At 69.4% G+C, this 919-nt stretch carries 1 protein-coding gene; it reads left to right on the forward strand.

Annotation, left to right across the window (positions count from 1 at the left end; all coding sequences use genetic code 11):
* Positions 1 to 919, forward strand: a 919-nt coding sequence (locus DEH69_RS22585) for a polyketide synthase dehydratase domain-containing protein (RefSeq protein WP_181727560.1), incomplete at both ends; no start/stop codon positions are given.

A 919-nucleotide genomic window follows, 5' to 3' on the forward strand; every position in this document is an offset into this window, starting at 1 on the left:
GCCAGTTCGAGGCGGGTTATGAGTACGGTCCGACCTTCCAGGGCCTGCGCCGGGCCTGGAGCCGCGACGGCGAAGTCTTCGCCGAGATCGCCCTCCCCGAGGACCAGGCGCACACCGCGGCCCACTTCGGCCTCCACCCGGCCCTGCTGGACGCCGCGCTGCACGCGAACAACTTCGCCGAGGGACACGGCGCGGCGGATGAGGGCCAGGTGGCGCTGCCGTTCGCCTGGAACGGGGTCAGCCTGCACGCCTCGGGGGCCACGGCTCTCCGGGTGCGAACGGTTGCCACGGGGAGCGACAGCGTGTCGATCGAGCTGGCCGACCCGTCAGGTCGCCCCGTGGCCACGGTGGGCTCCCTCGCGCTGCGGTCGATCGCGGCGGACCAGCTGGCGAAGGGCTCCGAGGGCTCGGCGGTGGGGGAGTCGTTGTTCCGGGTGGAATGGGTCCCGCTTACCCCGAGGGAGACCGCCGTCGAGATTCCCGAGGGTGTTGAACTGCTCAATCTCACCGGGGTGAGCGGTGATGTGCGTGATCTGACGGGGCGTGTGCTGCGGGCTGTTCAGGAGTATCTGGCGGATGAGGACCGTCCGGATGGCGCGCGCCTGGCGGTTCTTACGCGTGGTGCCGTGGCTGCCGTTTCGTCCGCCGAGGTGACCAGTCCTGCGGCTGCTGCCGTCTGGGGCCTCATCCGTTCCGCGCAGGCTGAGCATCCTGGCTGTCTGGTGCTGGTCGATCTTGATGATGAGTCTTCCAGTCGTGCTGCTCTTGCTACGGCGCTCAGTGCGGGTGAGCCGCAAGTGGCGGTGCGCAGCGGTGGGTTGACGGTGCCGCGTGTGGTGAGGGTTGGTTCGCCGGGGGTGGGTTCTCGTCGGTTGGATCCGGAGGGGACGGTGTTGATCAGTGGGGCGGGGATGATCGG

The sequence above is a fragment of the Streptomyces sp. PT12 genome (genome assembly GCF_003311645.1).
Taxonomy (GTDB): domain Bacteria; phylum Actinomycetota; class Actinomycetes; order Streptomycetales; family Streptomycetaceae; genus Streptomyces.